Genomic DNA, 21,202 nt, shown 5'->3' with positions numbered 1-21,202 from the left:
CCAAAATCGGACAAAAAAAAGAACCCCCGAAGGGGTTCTTTCGTTGTAACGATTAGTTAATGTCAACAGATACAGAGTATCCATTTGCAGTTTTAACCGTTACAGTGAAGGAAACATTACCACTAATGGACAGAGTTCCATTGTAGTTGTTGGTAATTTTGCTAGTGTCCGAAACGTTGCTAACTCCAACAGTTACTCCAAGGTATCCAGTTTCGAACAATTGAGCATCTTTCAGCTCAACGCCGTACTGATCTTTTACCTTGATTTCGCCAAGAATCGCATCGTCCCAAACATTAACATTACCGCTCAGGTTAGCAGTTCTCTTCTTGCCATCATGCTTAGCAGTGATGGATTGAGCAACTGGAGCTGCTTCGCTAACTTTAACAGCTTTCAGTTCGACTTGATTGTCGTTGCCACCAACGCGTACGTTTACGTTAATGTCAATTTCACCATTTTTCTTACCAACGATTTTGAACTTGTTACCGTCTTTTTCAATTGCTGCTACATCGGTGTTAGAGGATGTAACAAACTGAATGGCATCAGACGGAAGAGCAATCGATTTGCCGGAAGAATCTTTAGCAACAACTTTTACTTCTTTCTTGTAAGCAGAATAAGTGCTGCCAGTTACGGAATCTTTGAACTTCTCTACTGCAAAGACACCGTTAGAGATAGGTTCTACTTCGTATCTGATCTTGTTAAGATCAGCATAAGAGATCGTATCAAAAGTTAAATTTCTTGTTCTAACGACGTTACCATTGCTGTCAAGAAGTTTTGCAGTAAAGCGATTTGTAGTTTCGATACTTGTATTGTTCTTGAACGTGATATTCGTATCGTTGATATCCTTGATAGCAAATGTACCATTGCCATTGCCCGTAGTATTAATTACGTCTGCAGCAAGGTTGGATTCAGTCACTACCTTGTAAGCGTTCAGGTCAATGCTGGTATTGTTTACATCAATAACATCGCCATATTGGTCTTTGAACTTCAGCTTCAGGCTGCTGTCAGCACCTGGCAGTAACTTTTCTTTCATTTCGGAAGAAACATAAACATCGTTCACATAACGCTTCTCTTGAATGGAAACATTCAGATTTGCGCTCTTGTTAGTTCTATAAATTTGCACACTGACGTTGACTGTTCCTTGGCGTCCGTTGTCAGCAGGCTTAATGGAAAGATTACCTTTGTTAGAACCGGATTTGATGACATCAACAGTAGCTAATGCGCTAGGAACATAAACAGCCATTTCCTTTTCGTTAAATGCATTTACAACATCTTCAGGAGACAAGGTGTCGCCGTATTGATCCTTAACAACAATCGGAATAACCTTCTCGGAATCACCGAATGCTACAGTTTCGTTGAAGTATCCGAAGCTTACTTCATAAGGAGTCTTGGAAGAAGCAACTTCAAGCTTCAACTGGGAGCTGGAACCAGTTCCCGCTGCAATCGCATTAACAGTCACATCACTATAGTAATTGTATCTGTCGGAAGCTTTGATTCTGATTTCCGGAACGTTATCTCCGGTTTCATCATCAACAAACTTCAACTCGGAAAGCATTCCGCCAGGGAAATGATTCAGACTAGCGTACAGATTAAGAGTATCCAAATCTGTTACAGGGTGACCATATTGGTCAAGAGCATCGTAACTGATATAAGCAGTGTCTCCTGCATCAAAACGCTTCTTGTTGTTTTTCAGAACAAGCTCTTTCAGGGTAATTTTACCTACAGTTTGAACATCACCGATTTGGAATGTTTTGTTCGCAGTAACAGCGCCATCCTCTGCGATGATTGTAATCGGCAGGTATCCGCCTCTTACCAGGTAACCAGCTTCAACTGCAGCAGCAGTGTTGATAGTAAGTCTTTGCTTGTCATTAGAAGCCGTTACAGCAACATTTGCATTACCGGAATGAACGGTCAAACGGGAAGCCGGCAAAGAAGCAGGCTCGTTGTATTGGTTCAATGCCTCAAAATCGATGTTCACTCTCTTAGCTTGAGGAATGATATCGCTAGTAGACTTGAACTTGATAGACTTGATAACTTCTTTTTCAACTTTCAGTTCTTTGGAATCTGTACCAATTACTACGCCGTTATCTTCAGCAGCACGTGCCAATTTTACATTGTAAGTACCTTCTGTCATGGCATTGCTAGTGATGAAAGTAGCCTTAGTTTTAGCGTCGTTCCACACCAAACCGTCTTTTTCCAGAGTTACAGCAGTGTTTCCTCTGTTCAAAGTCAGCTTGATTTTGCTTGTATCTTCAACTGCTTTGTTGAAGGATACTTCAACTTTCTTAGCGCCTACTGCTTTAGCATCACTGATGGAAAGTTCAGCAGGTACGTTAACTTTGTTGTAAGCAGCATAGATTGCCTCAACCAGTTGAGCACGAGTAGCAGGTACAGTGTAGTCAGCAGCTTCAGCAATATAACCGCCTTTGAGAGCAGCAGCAACATGAGCTTTAGCCCACTCGGAAACTACACCTTTTACTTCGTCGTCAGACTGAGCAATTCCCAGTGCGCGAACCAAAGTAGTAGCCAGTTGCTCGATGGTTACTTCACCGGAAGGAGAGAAAATTCCATCCCAAGTACCATCCATGATTTTAGCTTTAGTTACAGCACCGATGAAACCAGCAGCCCAACCTGCACCATCCAGGTCAGTATAAACGTTAGCTGCAGCAGCATCCTCGGTCAAACCTTTAGTTTTAGTCAAAACTTTCGCGAATTGTGCGCGAGTCATGTTTTCTTCAAGAGCCGGCTGGTCGCCGTCAGTTCCTTCGAAAACTCCCTTTTCTTTAAGGAACTCATATTTCTCCAAAGTAGTTGCAGGCTCAGCAGCAGAAACTACTGAAGCAAACATGGAGAAGACCATAGCTATTGCTACGAGTAAAGACAAACTTTTCTTCATAACCTTTTTTTCTCCTCCTCGAAATCGTTTCGGTTCATGAGTGTGAGTATTACAATAATTGGAGCTCGATTTCCTCATTGGCCGATTCACCCCCTTTCCAGAGTTGAGCGTCATTACTATAATGAAAGTCTGCAACATGATGTTACAGAAACTAGTAAACATAGAAAACTAGAGACTCGAATGCCACTTTACCTATTATACAATGGCCTATCCTTGTCGTAAAGTGTATTTTGAGAAATTTATCCAACCAAACCCGGCAGTTGCGGGATAGATCGTTGTTGCTCAATGTATTAAACGTACCCCGTTTCAAAAAGTTGCGCTTATTCGGAAAAAGTTTTTAGATGGAAATAAATACAATATGTTTTCTCACTTGTTTATGTATTCACCCTACTTGTCCGGCACTTCCTAGTATACATGGTTATTCGGGGACCGTCATTCTGAAATAATTACCATGGGATAGAGCCTGACCGTTAATAGACAGGCTCTACCATTATAATACCCTAGTTTAAGTTTTTAGGAAACATCTTTGTCGATTTTTGCAGAAGACGAACGGCAATTTGTCCGGCTTCCGCTCTTGTCAGGTACGATTGCGGATGGAAACTGTAGGTTGGCTTCTTCTCTCCTTCAGCCAGCGGGTTCTGCTGCCCCACCATAATCCCCGCTCCGTTGATAGCTTCTACAGACGGACGGGCATAATAAGTGATCTCCGAAGCATCCTTAAAACTCTTCTCCAGCTTAGCAAACAGCTTCTCGTCATTAATGGCAAGCTTCAGCTCCAACGCACGTGCTATCATGGTTGCAGCCTGTTCACGTCTCAGCCTCTCTGTTGGCGCAAAGTAACGATTCGATACTCCGTCTATAAGACCCGCCCGGGCTGCAGTCTCTAAATATTCGTAATTCCATGTGATGGCCTGATCCCCTGGGTTGACGTCTACAAAGGTTGGAACTCCTTCATAGTTTAACGGAATATTTAGCGCTCTGACCAACAGTGCCGCAAATTCCCCGCGAGTGGTGTAATCATCTACCCCGAAATCCTCTGTCCGCAGGTTCGTCATAACACCTTTAGAGAACAACGCCTGCAGAACATTACGGGCCCACGGATGGTTGGTGACATCGTTAAATCCGTATCTTAATTTGGCCACCATATAATAACCAAAGTCATCGAACGGAACCGTAATTGTATTTTTCTTGGTATCTACTTCTCCACCAATATTAACCCACTGCCCCTTGTCGTTAAAGAAGAATACGGTCACGTTCGTTCCCGCATCATTCACCACGGAATCGTCGAACTTGATGGTCAATTCGCCCCGTTTAGTGGGAACAAGCTTCCGTGCGGGCTCGAATAGGGTAAAGGTCCCTTCCAAAGAATATGGGTTTAAACCGTTTGTAGCCGGCTTATAGGAAGTTGTCCCCTTACGCCCATACTCTCCCACTCCCCCGGAAATCCAATAAATATCTGAAACCGGGGTAAAATGATCCCTGTTCATCATACTGGTAAACAGCCTGGAAAGGCGGGGCTCGATAGGAACAATTTTATGCCCGTTCCCATCCTTATTATCCGATCCCTGGTCCGGATCAAAGTTGATAATATTCCCGTAATCGTTCATTCTTTCCACGACACCATCGCTTGGGTCGGCAATCCCGAACAACAGCTTGGTATCTTCATAAAACTGTTCGACATTATTATTTAGGCCTGGATAAGCCTTTCTCAAAATAGTTCCTTTCGGGAAAGTCAGCTCCAGATTTTTATCGAAAACGCTGTGCTTATTTGATATTTTCTCCATGTACTGAGCGCCTGTTTGATTACTGTAGGCATAGTAAACATTAACCGAAGCATTAATTTTGCCTGATGGGCGCTCGATGACAATTTTGAGCGCGTTATCCTTTTGAGGCTTCAAGCCAACATAATCAAGCACGAAACGGTCATTATAATCCGAACGTTTCTCGGCCTTCTGCCCATTGATCAACACTTCAGTGGCACCTTCCGCCTCGATGTCGAAATGAACGAAGTTTTTGTTCACGACAATCCGATCTCCTACCGTTGGCTGAGGGGAGAGTATACGGAAGCTGGCCAATTCGCGGACCACTTCAATTCTCTGAACGCTGGTAGCTCCCACATTATTTTTCAATTCCAGTACAAAAGGGTAGCTTCCGGTATTGCTCATATCGAAATTTTGCAGCCGGAACGTAAAGTTCTTGGGACTTCCATAATAATCGTAGTCATACCCCTGCTTTATGCTAAGATCCAACGGAGTCGAGCTTTTCGGCCGGTCATTATAAGGATCGGGATCTCCATCGTTCGTTGTTTTAAATTCAACAATCGTTTCTCCGCCATGAGAGAGCTTGACATAGTTGGCTCCACCTGCCTTAAAGACTATATCCACCTTCTTCAGACTGGTAGAAAATTGACCGTTGCGGAACAGGATGTCCGGGGAATCGACAAATATTCTATTCAATTCATTATCCGTGCCATTTACGGACAAAGGAGCTCGGCCATCACTCGGAATAATAACAGGCTCAAATCTTTCGATTGTCGACACATTAGTGTCTACGATATACAAACGAATTTCTTTGATAACTTCACGAATAATGGAGTTATCGTCTGTATATAGCGCTCGAAGAACAAGTCTGTTCTCGCCATAGTTTAATTGCCCCAGAGCATTCCCTACCACTAAAGGCTCCAGAGTAAACTCCAGTGAAGTTCCATCATAGCGGAAGGAAGACGGGGTTATCCCGTTGACCGAGTAGTCGAATTCTTTAACCGAATCGAATCCGACCAGCTTTACTTTAGGAGCATCCAAGGTCTTGTTCCCTTGCCTGGAATCCAGTGTAATGGTCTGGCCATCATAATAATTTTCTACGTAGATAAAGTTTTTGGATACATAATTAACAGTAACGGTATAAACTGCCGTCGTTCCATCATAACTAAACCGAATTTTTTGCTCTCCGCTTGGGAAATTACTGATCTCGTAAATATGGTTTTTAGAATCAATTCGACTGATATGCTTTACAGTCAGGCTGCCTAACGGCATGAGCGCCGCCTTTAATTTATCTTCGGCCCCTGCAGCAATGTCCTTATCAAATTCTACCTGTACATAGAAAGTAGAAGACTGTACTTCGCTATTATCCAGTTTTCCCTTGTTAATATACTGTGAGCCGTCTTTCTCTACCAGATACATATTCTTTATAAGCCTTTGGTTTGGCAAATAGCTGAAGTAACGAGTAACGGTTGTATCCAGAGAGTCGTATTCCACACGAATCGCTACGGCCTGTTCTCCCGAAGCCGGCAGTCCCGTGGTCGTGATTGTATACGGGTTCGTTTTGAACTCCACTAACCGATATTTGATACTTCCATCATTAGCGGGTACATCGGTAATAGAAGTGACGTTCGCCAAATTAACCGGATTTGGATTGTTGGCGGCATTATTAGGGTCTTGAACGGTTACCGTAACATTATTCAAGTCAAACGGTACGGCAGAATACGGAATAATCATGCCCGCTTCAATCACAGCTTGCTGTGAAGGATCGGTCAGTGCCGGTTTCCCTGCTAATAGAGACTGGGTTCCATCCCCGGCATGGACAATGTCCAGCTTATAGTACGGCTGATCAGGATCATAATAGTAAATAGTGCGCTTTACATTGACTTTATTGGCTTGATTCTCCAACTGAAAATCGAGCTCATTCTTACCGGGCTTCAGTGTCAATGGAGGAACGAAGAACATCCCGTCCTCGAGAACATTCGCCTTCTGGCCATTGACCAGAATTGTCTTAACATTATTGGCTTTCCCATCAATATAGACCTGCATTTCAAACGCTTCATCCACTCCGGACGGCTTTTCTATCACAATGGGTGCCCCTTCGTTCAGGTCAACCGCCGTGCTGTTATCGGATCTCACCTTCAACGATTGCAGGTAAGGAGCATCATCATACACGATATAAAACGTATCCGAACGTTCGATATTTCCCTGCTTCCCGGTAATGGTCACTTTATTGAATCCGGAAAACAACTCCAAACTGCGAATTTCAAACCGATTGTTTGACAAAGGATTGCCCGCCGCCGTGAAATATCTCTGGGGATCCGGAACCCATTTGCCCGATTGGTTAATTAACTGTTCCACCCTTACGGTTATGGATTCGGCGGATACATACTGATAAGTTCCAGTAATGTTCAGGCGATTGGAATCCGCCACATAGGAATTATCCCTGCTTATTTCACCGGGATTGGCTTTGTTGGCTAATTGCTGGTTGTCGGGTATAAAATAGTTTGGAGCCGCCGCATACACCTTGGGCGCCAATGCCGGAATAAGAGTGACCAGCAAAGCCGCAACCATAAGCATGCTTGTCCATTTTCGCAATAATACGTTCAACGTTAGAACCTCCTTGTGTATTATCCTATATACTCCGTTCGGGGAACGGGTAATCGTTCATCCAGTCTGTTGAGGCACTTCTGTTCCTCTCCCTTTTCGCTACTTCCCTCCAATCCAAACATCAAAAAAAAGTGGATACATACTTAACTTTATCGGCAAATGAACGATCTTTTTTTATAGCTTTTTGCAGACCAAAAAACCCTGCATAACAAAATGCAGGGTCTTAAAAAAAAATAGTATGTTATTTAGAAGTCCGCCTAACGGATGCCGGAAGAAGTCGCCGGAGAAGTCTTAGTACCGGCTTGCGGCTCTTGCTTATTATTCCTATCGCCTCCGCTCCAACCTCCATAACAAGCAATAAAACAACGACAATGACAATTGCGCCCCATTGGGAGGCTTTGGTTAGCAGGACCGCACACAGCCCGAAGGCCAGCGAGATGCCGTAGATAATCAGAACCGTTTTGCGCATGCTGAAGCCAAGCCCCATCAAGCAGTGATGGAGATGGCCTTTATCGGCCGTAAAGATAGGCTTCTTGTTCAACTTCCTGCGGATGATGGCCATTAATGTATCCGAAATCGGCACTCCCAATATCGCAAGAGGGACCAAAAAAGAAACGATGGTAGCCGACTTAAACCCAAGAATCGATAAGGTTGCCAAGCTGAATCCGAGAAACAGCGATCCGGAATCGCCCATAAAAATTTTGGCAGGGTGAAAGTTATAGAACAAAAATCCTACAATACTACCAAGCAAAATCAAGCTTATGACAATAACGGTCAGGTTTCCCATCATAATCGCAAGTACAAGAATTGCAGATGTGGCGATCGCAGAAACCCCTGCGGACAAACCGTCTAGTCCGTCAATCAGATTAATGGCGTTAGTTACTCCAACTATCCAAAATATTGTAATTGGAATGCTGATCCAGGAATTCAGATCAATGGCATCGCCGAAGGGCAGCTTTATGTAATCAATCTGCATCCCAAAAGCTATAACCACCCCGGCAGCCGCTAATTGGCCTGCAAGCTTTATCTTGGGAGATAAATTATACTTATCATCCAATGCGCCTACGAATACAATGATGGCACCGCCCAAGATCAACCCAAGAACGACATGAGTATCAAAATCGTTAAGGGCGGGCGAAATAATAAAGAAAGTTGCAACAAAAGCAAGGAATATGGCCAAGCCACCCATTCGAGGCATAATCCGTGTATGAACCGAACGATGATTAGGCACATCAATAGCGCCGAACCAAACCGCAAACTTCTTCACTAGCGGGGTCAAAATGACAGCCAGAACGCACGAAACCGTTAATCCTATGACATAAATGATCCAATTCATTATAATTTACAACCCCTTAGTCTCTCCAGTTGCTTTCAGCACTCCATTATACCTTGTTTGCAGTGCTTACTCCAACCCGTTTTATCGACAAAATGCGGGTTTTTAGTGATATTGTCAGTCATTTTTTCATAGTTTGGTCACATTATCTTTCTCCCGCATTACTTTTCCGATATTTCTCGAACATGCAAGGATAAACGGCTATCGCCGTCCTTTGTACAGGCGTGTTTACCGATGAAATATAAGAACAGGATAGATGAAAATTTATACTTTCTTATATTTTCAAAAAATCGCTTGCGGCCAAACTAACGCCTTAAGACATCCGTTGGTTAAATTGATACTATCCGCATTCAATCTATACAACTGTATTCTTATATCGCTCACTATGAATGGTATTTGAAGACTTATGAGCCTTCTTTCAGCGCTCGCTTACTTTCCTGCATCAAGGATAGGATATGTTCAGCCGGCCGGTGAGCAGCTTCCTTCAATTGATCGATTAACAGACGCTTGCTCTCTATCCATTGCATTTTACCGCGCAACAGTCTGTCTACTTCCTCCAGAATCTTGGGAACATCCATATGATCCGTCGACCCGGCCGCTTCCATCCCCAAACGATGCAAAAACTGATCAATCTTCGGATCGTAGGAGATTCCGATCACCGGAACGTATTGAGAAGCGGCGTAAATAAGTGAATGTAATCTCATTCCAATCAGCAAATCACATTGTCCGACCTGAGCCAGCATATCCTGCGGATGTATGACATCACGTACGATATGCACATTAGGCTTGCCCTTTGCATTCATCCAGTCCATTACATCTAGGGATGCCCTCTCATCGTCCGGAAGATGGAACGGAAGGAAACGGATTTCGATCCCCCGCTCCTCCTCTAACCTGCCAAGGCATTCAGCCAGCTTGCGAAGCTCCGACCGGTCTTCCTTCCAATACCGGACCGATACGCCCACAACGGGGCGACCCGTCTCTGACGGGTTGCGCAGTGATCCGTTATCCCTTGGGGTCAGCCCCATAACGGGATCAGGGACGACTTCCACCCGCTCCCCTCGAATTCCCATTTGGGCTAGAAGCTCTGCCGACTCAGAATCCCGGACGGAGAGATACTGACATTTGTTATATACCCGCGAAATCCAAGAATAAAACATTTTTCGACGAACGGGGCCAATTCCTTGGGAATAAACAAATGTCGGCTTTCCGAACCATTGGGCAAGCTTAATAATGGCCAGATAATACGGGATCGTCTTGGCTCCCGTCGCATCCTGAAGCAGGCTTCCGCCCCCGCTAATCAAGCCGTCGCTTTGCCTGATGGCCCTAATGACCTCCATCGGCTTCATTCGATGGGCGGCCCTTACCCCATACATACGCTCGGTCCAAGCCGGATCGCCGGACAATACGATGGGTTCGACCCGCACTCCATGCCGCCCGCCTTCTTTTTGCAAAGCGAGTAAGATAGACTGCAGGACAGCCTCGTCGCCGCTATTTTTATATCCGTAATAACCCGAGAGAACTATTCTCTTGACGGCAGCACCCATCTTCGCCAACTCCTCGCCAACAATTCCCATACCACTATAAAGAGGATTCCGACAATGATCCCTAACAAGAGTCCGTATCCGACACGGATCGATGAAATATATACCGGCGTATGCAAATGCGCGAAGGTATCGACAATGGACAGTTGTCCAATAATTCCAAGAATAAAGATGTACAGAGCAGACGGACGATATTTAACCGCTAGATACGCCCCCAAGATAAATACGGGGTGTGCGAATAAGAACTCTTTAATTCTTGGGCGTACCCCCAGATTATTTTCCAAAAGCGCACGAAACAGCTTTTCAAAGGCAGAGGCTTTGCCCTCATTGCCTGTCCTCGACAGATAATACATAATCATGGCGACCAATGCTCCGGCGATAACCACCCAGAGAACAGTTACGGTCGAAGATAGCAAGCTTTTAGCCCGATTAACAATTTCACCCGGCTTGAGCCCCTCACTGAAGAACAGCAAATAGATTCCGATAATGAGAATAGGAGCCAGATGCAGCAGGCTAACCCCTCGGTATTGGTCGATCACAAGGCTATAGATAATATTGTTCAACAAAGCAACAATGAACACAACGCCGATCATCGAGATCAACGAAGTCCGGATGAACAGATTAATGGCGAAGCCCATTTTGGCCCCGGTCAGTTTGCCGGCCCGCCGCTTGCGGATACTCTGGATCGCTAGAATCATCCCCAGAGTAGGTGCGCATACTCCAACACCTAATGCAAGCATTTTGAACAGCATATTGGGGGAGAGGATGTACAAGCCTCCAGCCATCACCGCGCCAAGAACAAAGCTGATCAGCAGCAGCCAAGGGAAGAAATGGGCCAAAGTCAATGCGATAACGGCAACGGACCCAATGACGGCCACCGGCTTGAGCAAACCTTGCCAACTCGAATTATAGATCGTGAATGAGTGAGCGGGACCCAAAGTGTAGCCTGCCTTAACAATCCGTTTTAAAGCCCCTTCCTCCCCCCTCAAGGTCTCTCTTATCTGTTCGAGAGGATCCGTATAGGATGCCCTCTCCAAGTTTTTGGAAGGCCGTGCATTCAGGAAAATCATCTTAATATTGCGATCCTTCGCTGCCAGGACGAAACGGTCGGCTATGACTTGAATTCTCTCTTCCTGCTCTTGCTCGGTTAAGTTTCCGCCGAGCCTGTCCGCTTCCGCTTCAGAGAGAGAGTGCAAACGGAACACATTGTAGCGGCTTTCCTTGGCTAAATAATTGAAGCCTTTTTGCGGAGCCTTCTGCAGTTCTATGGCTGCAAGGGCCATATCATATTTGTCGAGGAGCTCAGCCATTTGCTCCAGTTCCGGAGAATCCTCTTTCCCGGTATAACCCGGTACGCTTTCTCCTTCGAAAATAATCGACTTGGCACCAGCCTCTTTAAACAGGCTCAGCTTGCGGTCCATATCCTCCGCGGAGAAAGGCAGGCTGCGGTTGGACAAACGGGCAACGATGCGAAAGCCCTTGTTCTGAAGGTGCTCCAAGGCGAACGGATCCGGATCCATCACCTTCAACGAAGCCTCCTCCAGTGATGCTTCGACAACCAGTCCTTGCCGATCTTCATACGACCAGGGCCGGACCGTTATGCCCTGAGTTTGGAAAGCCCTCTCCACCATTGGCTGCAATCGCTGCTGTGATTCTTGATCTTTAAACAGCACATACGTAAAATTTTCCCCTGCAGCTGCAGGCTGACCTGTTATCAAAGCGGCATCACGAGACGAATATAAATCGACCCGCTGCGCCAGTCTAAGCTCATTCAGCGTGCTTTCATAAACCGCCATCGATTCGATTCCGGCACGCTTCATGGCATCCAGCTGCTCATCGACGAATTCGCTCGGGTTAGGGCGAAACTCCGCAATATCCAGCAGATCGCGGTAATCAAAAACAAACTCTATCTTGTTGGAGGAACTCTCGGTCATAATCCTCTCATAAGCCAGTGGCAGGGAAGCCAACAAACCGGCTATCACTACCCACCAAAGCCATTTAGAGGCTCTTCGATTCCAGCGTGTGTACCATTGAATCAATAGTTCCACTCCCTATCCTATATCCTTGTCTATCTGTCGATCCGAGTCATCACTTCTTGGCGCAGATCTGCCAATAACCGTTCCGACTCCTCGGCACTATTGGCTTTAACCGCAAAATATACTTTGATCTTGGGTTCCGTACCGGATGGACGCAGGCAGAACCACGATCCGTCTTCCAGCAAGTATTTGAGCACATTTTCTTTAGGAAGACCATCAATGCCTTCGGTATAATCGAGCATAGTCGTTATTTTCTTCCCGCAGACATTGGATGGCGAATGGCTACGCCACTCCTCCATAATTTGTCTAATTTTGGCCAAACCATCCATGCCCTTCAAAGTTCGGGATTCCAATGCCTCCCGGTAATAACCGAACTGCCCGTAAAGCTCCTGCAGAACGTCGTACAACGTCTTCCCTTGACTTTTGTAGTAGGCCGCCGCTTCGCAGATTAACATGGAAGCTACAACGGCATCTTTGTCCCGGGCATAAGTTCCCGCCAAATAACCGTAGCTTTCTTCATAACCAAATAAGAAGCTATGATGGCCGTTGCGCTCGAATTCGGTCATTTTCTCGCCAATATATTTAAAACCTGTCAGGGTGTTCATGACTTCCACCCCGTAATGTCTGGCAATCTCCGCTCCCATCTCGCTCGTTACAATCGTCTTGATGACGACTCCGTCCGTCGGGATTCCCTGGCCTTCCTGTAAGCTGGAAAGCAGATAATGAACCATGATAGCGCCCGATTGATTACCGCTTAGCACTACATACTGCCCTGTGGCATCTTTAACAACGGCACCCATCCGGTCACAATCAGGGTCCGTTCCGATAATGACATCGGCCTCAACTTGTTTACCCAACTCTATGGCAAGTGAAAAGGCCTCTTTCTCCTCCGGATTCGGGGATTGGACGGTGGAGAATTGAGAGTCCGGCTTCTCCTGCTCCGGGACAACATGAACGTTCTTAAACCCGGCTTCCCTAAGCACTCTGCGAACAGTGATATTTCCCGAGCCGTGCAGAGGGGTATAAACGATATTCACTTTATTTCCTTGTTGCATACCCACTTCAGGCCTCGGACGGACTGCCAGCACTGCCTTCACATAGGCATCGTCGATAGCTTGGCCTATCCATTGGAGAACCCCTTGGGATTCCGCCTCTTCCTTGGAAAGCTTGCGAATCATGTTGAATTCCAGTGATTGAATCTGCCCGATGATGCGATCCGCCTGTTCCTTAACGATCTGTCCCCCATCAGGCCCATATACTTTGTAGCCGTTATATTCCGGAGGGTTGTGACTGGCGGTAATAACTATCCCTGCAGAAGCTTGTAAATGTCTAACGGCAAAAGAAAGCTCCGGAGTTGTTCTCAAGGATTCGAAAACATATGCCTTGATACCGTTACCGGCAAGCACTAATGCAGCTTCCAAAGCAAATTCAGGACTCTGATTGCGCGAGTCATAAGCAATGACAACAGAAGGATGTCCGCTTGAAGCTTGCAGCAAATCCTGGGCCAGTCCCTGGGTCGCCCTACCCACTGTATACTTGTTCATACGGTTGGTGCCGGCTCCAATAACTCCTCTTAACCCGCCGGTGCCAAACTCCAAATCTTTATAGAAACGATCCTCGATCTCTTTGTCCTGGCCCTCGATAGCCTTCAGTTCTTCTTTGGTCGCGGGATCAATTCCCGGGTCCTGAAGCCATTGTTCATACAGCTTGCGTACTCGAGACATAGTATCCACCTACAAATTCCTCCCTCATTGTATTTATTCCGGATTAGCCAGAGCGAACATCAGTTCACCTTCTGCCACAACTTTATCATTCACTTTAGCAGTTCCCTTTCCTTTACCGATTGAACCCTTCAACCGGGTCACTTCCAGCTCCAAAATCAGAGTATCCCCCGGTTTGACCTGACCTCGAAAACGAAAGTTGTCGATTCCCGCAAGAAATCCTATCTTTCCGCGATTTTCCTCCGCCTTGAGCATAGCCACCGCACCGACTTGTGCCAAAGCTTCGACGATCAGCACTCCAGGCATGACCGGGTATTCCGGAAAATGCCCTTCAAAAAAGGGCTCGTTAATGGTAACGTTTTTCAGACCGACCGCACGTACCCCGTCTTCAACCTCCAAGATTTTGTCAACAAGCAGAAAAGGATAACGGTGAGGGATAATCTGTTTAATTTGTTGAACATCCAGCATATGGACAGCTCCTTTTTCTTTATCATTGTATAAATCTTTCCCAATATACTTAAACTAGTAGTGTCCCCTTCACGATCTGCAGTAGTGAAGGTTGATATAAGGGACATATTTCCACATGAGGCATCGCGAGTCTTGGAAATATGTCCTTTTCCTATTTATGTGCCATGGAATTCAGCAGGCGGAACTTCAGTATATAGATAGCTGATGTTATAAATGAAAAAGCTATGACGGCCCATAAATAAGGAATAGCATACGGGATACTGAAGAACAGCATCAGAATGGCTATGTAATACAATACCGTGGTTAATTTGCCCAAAGAATTGGCGGGGACCGTCTTCTTGCCCCGAAAATGGAAAAACGCCGAACCCGCAATCATACCCGCATCGCGAATCATGATGGCTGCAGCCGCCTCCCATGGAATCATACCCGAGATGAGCAATGAGACAAAAACCGCCAGCATCATCGTTTTATCTGCCAGAGGGTCGAGCACGACTCCCAAATCCGTTACCATCCCCCTGCTTCTGGCTAAATGCCCGTCCAGGACATCCGTTGCTCCCGCGATGACTATTATAAAGAAAGCAATTTTGACATGCCCCGAGAAAAAAACAAATAAATAGACAGGCACTAGAGCAAAACGAAGCAGTGTCAACGTATTTGGCAGGTTCACTTCGGGTCTCTCCTCTGTACACAATTCTACATTGTTACATTATACCTTTGAAATTGTAAAAAAAAAACTCCCCTGGGGGAGTGCTGTCGATAAGCGGCATGTAAATGTAAAAAAGATGATGCCTTTTGGCTAATAAACTTATTAATGTCCCCCTAAGTACCGGCAAACATTAAGTCGAATAAGTGCCTCCATGTTTCTATACTCCATACATCCTCTAAAGGCTGTTTCCCGACGTAAACATAACCGATGATCAGTCCTGCGAAAAGAGCTGCCACACACAGGATCGGCACGAGAAGTATTCTTAACAAGCGCAATACCGGTTTCAGTTTGCGATACCAGGGACGGCCCTTCGGAGTTGGTTTAGATTCGCTCATGGTCATTCCTCGCTCACTATCCTCTAAGATTGTTGGCCAGCTGCATCATGGTGTCAGAGGAAGCGATGGCCCGGGAATTTAATTGAAATGCCCGTTGAACCATCATCAGTTCAGCGGTTTCATCCCCTAAATTAACGTTCGATTGTTCTACAAATCCTTGTTTAACCGAAATTCCTCTCTCCAACCCGCCTGGACCAAAGGCATCCTGCACGACCAAATTCCGATCGGCCCCCGCAGCTACCTGGTAGCGGTTATTCCCGATTTCCTCAAGATATTGGGGACGCATGACGCGCATTAACTTAATACGGCCTGCAGGAACTGCCTCCGCCTCGGGCATGGAAGGCCGATAGGCCCAGACATTGCCCTGTTCATCTACTTTCATATCGTAGCCAGATGGAATAGCTATGGGCTGTCCGTTCACATCGCTAATAAGCAGCCCGTCCTTAGTGGCCAAGTAGGTACTTTCCGTATCACCTGCACGAAGAGTAAGTTGAAAGGAGCCCTCTCTTGTATAGACCTCTTCCATTGCCGGGTTGCCGTCCGGCCCCGTAACAGGGTTCAGAACAGCAAAAACGGCTTGTCCCTCAATCGCCAGATCCGTCGAAAGCCCGGATTCGCTTAACGGACCTTGAGACAGGTCTACCTTGACCTGACCCAGCCTGACTCCCCAGCCTTGCGTCAAGCCGAGCGGAGTCAGCCTGCCCTCCTTGCGAAAGCTTTCGGGCTGCTGTTTAACATTAGTCAGCACGTCTTCGAAGGTTACATCTTTTCTCTTATATCCAGCCGTGTCAAAATGGGCTACGTTATTAGATAATACATCCAGCTTCTGTTGAAGTGAACGCATCGTCACCATGGAGCTAATCATGGAATGATTCATTATAGTTCCTCCTCAAGACAAGACGGCGTTCAGAAGTACGTTGGTTGGGTAACTCACAAGATTCGTTAGAACTTCCGAACACTGTTATTTCGCTTCAAGTATACATCTATACCCGTCCAATTTCGTTAACAGCTTTCTCCAGGCTCTTGTCATAATACTGAACCATCTTCTGATTCGCTTCATAAGCACGGAGTGCGGACATCATATCGATCATAGCATGGGACGAATCTACATTGGAGCGTTCCAAATACCCTTGATAAACCTCCACATCATCGTCCGGATTCATCTCACGAACCAGATCGGCATCCTCTTCATTCAACCGATATTGCCCATCGCCCATGCGGATCAGCCGATTAGGCTCTTCGACGATCGACAGCAGCAGCCCCGCCTGTTCTCCGGCTGTATTCAGCAACGGTTCCCCGTTCAGAGGATCCAACAGTTCTCCGTTCCGGCCGATGACTGCACCCGATAACGGCTCACCCGTGGCGACATTCATCAGTGTCAATGGCTGTCCGTCCCGTCCAAGCACCCGATACCCGCTCTCGGTTACCAGTTCCCCCGCCGTATTCACTTGGAAGCTGCCGTTCCGAGTATAAGTGCGGTTGCCTTGTCCATCAACAACGGTAAAAAAGGCCTGCGGCTGATATATCCTCTCTCCATCAGCGGTTATAGCTTTACCTGAACCATCGAAGGTCACTCCAGGAAGCTGCACATTGGAGACAATGGCCAAGTCAAATGGCTGCTTTGTTTCCATAAGGTCTCCTTGCAGATATACCGACAAAGCCTCCTCCGCGAACACACCGGTATTCATTCGGCCTATATGTCTGGAATTCGCGCCCTGATCGTCTCCATTCAAAAGCGAGATCATCATTTCCGGAAATGACCGGGCTACCGCATTATTCTGCTTATAGCCGGGAGTCAGCACATTAGCGATGTTATTGGTTGCCACATCGTGACGCCTTTGCTGTGTGATCATCCCGGCACCTGAAGTATACAATCCTCTTAGCATTCCTACGCCCCTTTCCTCTGCCGAGCTTTATAATCCTTTCAACGCTGATTTCTTGGCTACTTTATCGAGATTATCCAGCATGACTCCGGTCCCCTTGACGACACAATGCATCGAGGATTCCGCCACCAGCACGGGAACCAGCAGTTCATCGGCCAGAAGCTGGTCCAGACCGTGCAGCATCGCACCGCCGCCAGTCAGAATGATTCCTTTATCAATAATATCAGCGGCTAATTCAGGAGGAGTCTTCTCCAGCAGTGCTTTGGCAGAGGCTACGACCGAATAAATCGGCTCCATCAAAGCCTCCTTGATCTCCATGGCATGCACGGTTATGGAGATGGGGAGGCCGGTAACCATATCCCTTCCTCTTATATCCATCTCTTCCTGGCGGCCTTCCGGATGAACCGTAGCTATCCGAATCTTGATATCTTCCGAAGTCCGTTCGCCAATAAGAAGCTTGTACTTATTCTTGATATACTTCATAATGGCATCGTCAAACTTGTCCCCTGCAACCTTAATAGAGGAGGCGGCTACAATGTCGCCCATCGAGATGACGGCTACATTCGAAGTGCCCCCTCCAATGTCAATAACCATATTTCCGCTAGGTTGTGATATATCCATACCCGCGCCGATCGCGGCCGCCTTCGGCTCCTCTACCAAAAATACCTCTTTGGCCCCACTGCGCTTCGCCGATTCCCGAATCGCCTTCTGTTCCACGGAAGTGATATTCGTAGGAGCGCAGATCAAAATTCTTGGATGACTATACCATTTTTTGCCGCCCACTTTATCTATAAAGTATTTTAACATAGCTTCCGTCATTTCGAAATTGGCAATAACTCCTTCACGCAGGGGCCGAATCGCCACAATATTGCCCGGCGTCCGCCCAACCATTCTGCGAGCCTCTTCCCCTACAGCCAGCACCTTCTTCGATTCGCTGTCTACAGCTACAACCGAAGGCTCATCCAGCACAATGCCGCTGCCTTTAACATAAATCGACACATTAGCTGTACCTAAATCTATTCCGATGTCCTTACTGAACATTAAATATGATCCTCCCTGCCCGTCACTGACCGTTCATTTACCCTTGTAAGAAGGTAAGCCCAGTTATCCTTAATAGGTAGTTTCGCCAAAAAAAAACAAAATCCTCCTTTTTCCGTTAAAATATAAGGGTAAAAAAACGAACGGTTGGGAGAATCGAATTTACGATTTGGACGAGACTAATAAATCGGAATTTTTCTTATAATTTCTCGATTTCTTATATTTAATTTTCGTTGCCTCACCTCCCCGCAGATGGCGAATCGATTTGTGATATTCCAATATCGTCTTAACTTGATTGGCCAATTCCGGGTTTATATCCGGAAGCCTCTCGGTTAGATCCTTGTGAACCGTGCTTTTGGATACCCCAAATTGTTTAGCGATTGCACGAACTGTGTGCCTCGTCTCCACGATACATCGACCGATTTTAATGGTCCGCTCTTTGATGTAATCATGCACTCCCCTCGCCTCCCTACTCAAGATAGTTTGGTACATTATATGAGGAGCGAGCCTATATATTCTTTGTTTAAAGAGCTGACAAGCACGGACGAGCCAATAAATTTGTGGGACAAGGCTTCTTTTTATTATTTCGGACTATGGCCCGACGATTTTTAGGGGTTCCACATAACCTTATAACTTATGGAAAAAACAAATAGCGGGAGGTTTACCTCCCGCTGCTTTAATCTGCATGGCCCCCGCAGGCCGTTTCATTATTGTTCTGCGATTAACTCACTTGGATTCAAGGCTGCTCCGTCTTGACCCTGGCGTACTTCGAAATGAAGGTGATTGCCGAGATGCTTCTCCAGCTCGTTGCGACCGGCTGTGCCGATAACATCGCCCTTCTTCACCTCTACATCCTTGGCCACCTTAATTTCATCAAGGCTCTGATATACCGTAACCAATCCGTTGGAGTGAGTAATTTCAACCAGGTTTCCGACAACCGGGTTTCTCTCCACCGCAGTTACCTTACCGCTTAGAGCCGCCAGTACTTCGAAAGACTCTTTATCCGGTCTGGCCAGATCAACACCGATATGCGGTGTGAACGTATCACCATACTCAACCATCGCTTCCTGCTTTACATCACTGGAAGCTTTGCTGTCGAAGAATGGCATGGTCACATCCATTTCGTTGTAATCCTTGACCGGCCACTGCATATTCTCTACATTGGCTGCAACAGGTTGGGCATCCGAATCAGTTGCGTTCTCGCCTTGCTCCAAACCGAGACCGATGCTCTCATCCGTTAGGGGTGGCTGTTTCCCCGAGTTTTGATACACCAACATTAACGTTAAAATAATTGCAGCCGCCACCATGTAGAGCGCCGGAAAAGCCCATTTCTTGGCGAGCAGTCTGCGCCACGGAGAGTACGGGGTTGCAGTTTGTGCTCCTTCTTTGGATTGAGGAGCTTCTTTTTCGGTTTGAATCTCTTTGTTTTGTTCACTCATAGTTATATCACCTCAGTACCATTGTTGCCAGATCGATAGCTTTTATACTTGAGATGATATAAATCGGCATATTATTTTAATTTGCTATATTCGATGCGTTCTGAACTTCTACCCCGGTATAGTAATGTTTAAGAATTTCCACTGCTGTCTTGCCTTCCTTGGCCATGCCGTTGGCCCCCCACTGGCTCATTCCAACCCCATGACCGTAGCCTGTCGTAGTAATCTCCACTTCTTTCCCGTTAAGCTTCCATTGAAATTGAGAGGAGTTCAAACCGAGCTTCTCTCTCACCTCTTTGCCGGAGAAGGTCTTGCCTCCTATCGATAGTTTCTTTATTCTTTTTCCATCCGTATATTCCAAGACTTTGCTGTTGGCAAAAACGCTGCTGGCGGACAAGGTTTCCGACAATCCCAGCTTGCTGCGAAACTCGCTATAAGGGATAGAGATCGTCTCCTTATATCTTGGCGCTATCTCTTTATCCCAAGGACTGGCCACACTTCTTAAATAAGGAATTGGATTAGTCCAGTAATCTTCCGAGTTTTCCGTATATCCGTTACTAGTTGAGAAGAACGTCGCCTCAATCGGTTTATTCTGATAGGTTATCACTTGCCCTCTAGTTTCTTCGACCGCCTGATTCAACCTCTCTCGGTTGCGTTCGAAGTTTTCGCTGCCCCACTGCCGTTTCAGCTCCTCATCGGTCAAATACGCCTGATGCAGTACCGTATCGGTAACAAGCGCTTCCTCATCGGGGACATTGCTGCGATCCTCCGCGAGCCAACGGCGAATGATATAGGTCCGGGCCGCTATCGCCTGGGCTTTTAACGCCTCCAGCTCGAAATCGGCCGGCATCTCCGCCGCTACCACCCCACGCACATAGTTCTCCAAATCGATATGATCCACGCGCTTTTCCTTAGTTAGATAGACGGGCACGATCAAAGGGGAGACAGCTTCCGAAACAGGATCGGTCAAACCCTCCTCAGGCTCAGGAAGAAAATTAGATGTCTGCTCGGGCTGATCGGTCTTGCGAACGATCAGGCTCGGCACAAGAATAGTAAGAAGCATGGAAATAGATAGGGCCAGAGCCATCCATAGAATCACTTTCTTCCTTGTTTCTTGGTTCATAGCATCGTTCCTCCCAGACATGATGTATGTAGGCACTGTAGCGATTTGCATCGTGCAGTTATCCTATTTTATGAGATTGGAAGACATGCTAGAACATAAAGAAGCGTTAACGTTTAATAGCTTGCTAGCCAGCCGGGATAATATTCGGTAAGGAAGGATGCGTCGACATCTGCGAAGGGGGATTAGAAGGGGCATTAATAGAAGCTTTCTTATCGCCAAATAGAATTTAAACCCTGTTCATGACAGAAAACCTATAAAATCATAACCACCCGTCCAACGGGTGGTTTGCTCTTGGGGTATAACCCCCTGTTGCCAAACTGCG

At 46.4% G+C, this 21,202-nt stretch carries 15 protein-coding genes; all 15 read right to left on the bottom strand.

Translation table 11 applies throughout. The annotated features are described in order from the left end of the window. Positions 1–52 precede the first annotated feature (52 nt). Positions 53–2,893: an S-layer homology domain-containing protein gene (locus ACFQ03_RS15015; protein WP_379289138.1), complete on the bottom strand. Its 2,841-nt coding sequence runs from the start codon at positions 2,891–2,893 to the stop codon at positions 53–55. Between the two features lie 500 nt (positions 2,894–3,393). Next, positions 3,394–7,260: an S-layer homology domain-containing protein gene (locus ACFQ03_RS15010; protein ID WP_379289136.1), complete on the bottom strand. Its 3,867-nt coding sequence runs from the start codon at positions 7,258–7,260 to the stop codon at positions 3,394–3,396. A gap of 241 nt (positions 7,261–7,501) precedes the next feature. Further along, positions 7,502–8,596 carry an MraY family glycosyltransferase gene (locus ACFQ03_RS15005; RefSeq protein ID WP_144934306.1) on the bottom strand — a complete coding sequence of 365 codons (1,095 nt, stop codon included), beginning with the start codon at positions 8,594–8,596 and terminating at the stop codon, positions 7,502–7,504. 401 nt (positions 8,597–8,997) lie between these two features. Further along, positions 8,998–10,137 (bottom strand): polysaccharide pyruvyl transferase CsaB, encoded by a 1,140-nt coding sequence (gene csaB / locus ACFQ03_RS15000; RefSeq protein WP_379289133.1) that lies wholly within the window; start codon positions 10,135–10,137, stop codon positions 8,998–9,000. Next, the gene (locus ACFQ03_RS14995; protein WP_379289131.1) at positions 10,113–12,173 is read right to left on the bottom strand and encodes a DUF5693 family protein; all 2,061 of its coding nucleotides are present in this window, start codon (positions 12,171–12,173) and stop codon (positions 10,113–10,115) included. Before ACFQ03_RS14995 ends, csaB begins: the two co-directional genes overlap by 25 nt. Before the next feature lie 29 nt (positions 12,174–12,202). Further along, complete coding sequence (locus ACFQ03_RS14990) at positions 12,203–13,894, bottom strand: phospho-sugar mutase (RefSeq protein WP_379289227.1); 1,692 nt, start codon at positions 13,892–13,894, stop codon at positions 12,203–12,205. Positions 13,895–13,927: 33 nt separating this feature from the next. Then, positions 13,928–14,359: a 3-hydroxyacyl-ACP dehydratase FabZ gene (gene fabZ / locus ACFQ03_RS14985; protein ID WP_144934312.1), complete on the bottom strand. Its 432-nt coding sequence runs from the start codon at positions 14,357–14,359 to the stop codon at positions 13,928–13,930. A gap of 151 nt (positions 14,360–14,510) precedes the next feature. Further along, positions 14,511–15,026: a CDP-alcohol phosphatidyltransferase family protein gene (locus tag ACFQ03_RS14980; protein ID WP_144934314.1), complete on the bottom strand. Its 516-nt coding sequence runs from the start codon at positions 15,024–15,026 to the stop codon at positions 14,511–14,513. Between the two features lie 152 nt (positions 15,027–15,178). After that, the gene (locus ACFQ03_RS14975) at positions 15,179–15,400 is read right to left on the bottom strand and encodes a DNA-directed RNA polymerase subunit beta (RefSeq protein ID WP_225312532.1); all 222 of its coding nucleotides are present in this window, start codon (positions 15,398–15,400) and stop codon (positions 15,179–15,181) included. Positions 15,401–15,416: 16 nt separating this feature from the next. Then, positions 15,417–16,277 (bottom strand): flagellar hook-basal body protein, encoded by an 861-nt coding sequence (locus ACFQ03_RS14970; protein ID WP_379289128.1) that lies wholly within the window; start codon positions 16,275–16,277, stop codon positions 15,417–15,419. A gap of 106 nt (positions 16,278–16,383) precedes the next feature. Then, entirely contained in the window at positions 16,384–17,286 is a 903-nt protein-coding gene (locus tag ACFQ03_RS14965) for a flagellar hook-basal body protein (protein WP_379289126.1), read from the bottom strand. 27 nt (positions 17,287–17,313) lie between these two features. Continuing rightward, positions 17,314–18,324 carry a rod shape-determining protein MreB gene (gene mreB, locus ACFQ03_RS14960; protein ID WP_144934323.1) on the bottom strand — a complete coding sequence of 337 codons (1,011 nt, stop codon included), beginning with the start codon at positions 18,322–18,324 and terminating at the stop codon, positions 17,314–17,316. Between the two features lie 159 nt (positions 18,325–18,483). Further along, a complete protein-coding gene (gene spoIIID / locus ACFQ03_RS14955) occupies positions 18,484–18,777 on the bottom strand; it encodes a sporulation transcriptional regulator SpoIIID (RefSeq protein WP_144934325.1) in 294 nt (97 codons plus the stop codon). A 251-nt stretch (positions 18,778–19,028) separates the two neighbouring features. Next, a complete protein-coding gene (locus ACFQ03_RS14950) occupies positions 19,029–19,760 on the bottom strand; it encodes a peptidoglycan DD-metalloendopeptidase family protein (protein ID WP_379289123.1) in 732 nt (243 codons plus the stop codon). Between the two features lie 76 nt (positions 19,761–19,836). Next, positions 19,837–20,880 (bottom strand): stage II sporulation protein D, encoded by a 1,044-nt coding sequence (gene spoIID / locus ACFQ03_RS14945; RefSeq protein WP_379289121.1) that lies wholly within the window; start codon positions 20,878–20,880, stop codon positions 19,837–19,839. Between the last annotated feature and the right edge of the window lie 322 nt (positions 20,881–21,202).

It is taken from the genome of Paenibacillus residui, assembly GCF_042677205.1.
In the GTDB taxonomy this organism is placed as follows: Bacteria; Bacillota; Bacilli; order Paenibacillales; family NBRC-103111; genus Paenibacillus_L; species Paenibacillus_L residui.
Note: the sequence above shows the minus strand (reverse complement) of the source record. Positions and strands in the feature narration are given on the sequence as shown.

What these genes read in the sequence shown, in the direction of transcription:
- ACFQ03_RS14975 (WP_225312532.1), bottom strand. Translation starts at nt 15,400, where the DNA reads ATGAGCGAATCTAAACCAACTCCGAAGGGCCGTCCCTGGTATCGCAAA.
- fabZ (WP_144934312.1), bottom strand. Translation starts at nt 14,359, where the DNA reads ATGCTGGATGTTCAACAAATTAAACAGATTATCCCTCACCGTTATCCT.
- mreB (WP_144934323.1), bottom strand. Translation starts at nt 18,324, where the DNA reads ATGTTCAGTAAGGACATCGGAATAGATTTAGGTACAGCTAATGTGTCG.
- ACFQ03_RS14950 (WP_379289123.1), bottom strand. Translation starts at nt 19,760, where the DNA reads ATGAGTGAACAAAACAAAGAGATTCAAACCGAAAAAGAAGCTCCTCAA.
- ACFQ03_RS14990 (WP_379289227.1), bottom strand. Translation starts at nt 13,894, where the DNA reads ATGTCTCGAGTACGCAAGCTGTATGAACAATGGCTTCAGGACCCGGGA.
- ACFQ03_RS14965 (WP_379289126.1), bottom strand. Translation starts at nt 17,286, where the DNA reads ATGCTAAGAGGATTGTATACTTCAGGTGCCGGGATGATCACACAGCAA.
- ACFQ03_RS15005 (WP_144934306.1), bottom strand. Translation starts at nt 8,596, where the DNA reads ATGAATTGGATCATTTATGTCATAGGATTAACGGTTTCGTGCGTTCTG.
- ACFQ03_RS15015 (WP_379289138.1), bottom strand. Translation starts at nt 2,893, where the DNA reads ATGAAGAAAAGTTTGTCTTTACTCGTAGCAATAGCTATGGTCTTCTCC.
- csaB (WP_379289133.1), bottom strand. Translation starts at nt 10,137, where the DNA reads ATGGGTGCTGCCGTCAAGAGAATAGTTCTCTCGGGTTATTACGGATAT.
- spoIID (WP_379289121.1), bottom strand. Translation starts at nt 20,880, where the DNA reads ATGAACCAAGAAACAAGGAAGAAAGTGATTCTATGGATGGCTCTGGCC.
- ACFQ03_RS14970 (WP_379289128.1), bottom strand. Translation starts at nt 16,277, where the DNA reads ATGAATCATTCCATGATTAGCTCCATGGTGACGATGCGTTCACTTCAA.